Source organism: Alcanivorax profundi (genome assembly GCF_003597125.1).
In the GTDB taxonomy this organism is placed as follows: Bacteria; Pseudomonadota; Gammaproteobacteria; order Pseudomonadales; family Alcanivoracaceae; genus Alcanivorax; species Alcanivorax profundi.
On sequence record NZ_QYYA01000070.1, the window covers coordinates 1 to 567 of the forward strand.

A 567-nucleotide genomic window follows, 5' to 3' on the forward strand; every position below is an offset into this window, starting at 1 on the left:
CTGAAAAGAAAGAAATCAGAATGGCGATTCCGGAAGGATTGCTCGACTTATAAAGTGAAGAGTGAAGAACGAAGAGTGAAGAATTCATTTGCTTTACTAATCATAAAGTTCTAAGTTCAAAGTTAATAATTTCAAAGTAAATGAAGAAACAACAGATATGTATTCTCGGTTCTACGGGACGTATCGGTACACAGGCGCTTGATGTCATCGAGCAGCATAGTGACCTTTACGAGGTATATTGCCTCACCGCCAACAACCGAGTGCAGGAACTTGCCGAGCAGGCTCGCAAGTTCCATCCGGCTGCTGTGGTCATAGCCAATGAGGCTCGCTACGAGGAGCTGAAGGATATGCTCAGTGATGAGCCTGATATCAAGGTTTATGCCGGTGCTCAGGCGCTTTGCGATATCGTACAGGCTGAGCCTATCGATATGGTGCTGGCTTCCATGGTAGGATTCTCGGGCCTGGAACCAACCATCCATGCCATCAAGGCGCATAAGAAGATATGTCTTGCCAACAAGGAAACGCTGGTGGTAGCGGGTGAACTGATTTGCAATCTTGCACAGGAGT

General features: G+C 46.7%; 1 pseudogene. It reads left to right on the forward strand.

The features are described from left to right. Nucleotides 1-140 precede the first annotated feature (140 nt). Nucleotides 141-567 (forward strand): annotated as a pseudogene (locus D4A39_RS19075) (1-deoxy-D-xylulose-5-phosphate reductoisomerase); the annotation flags it as partial.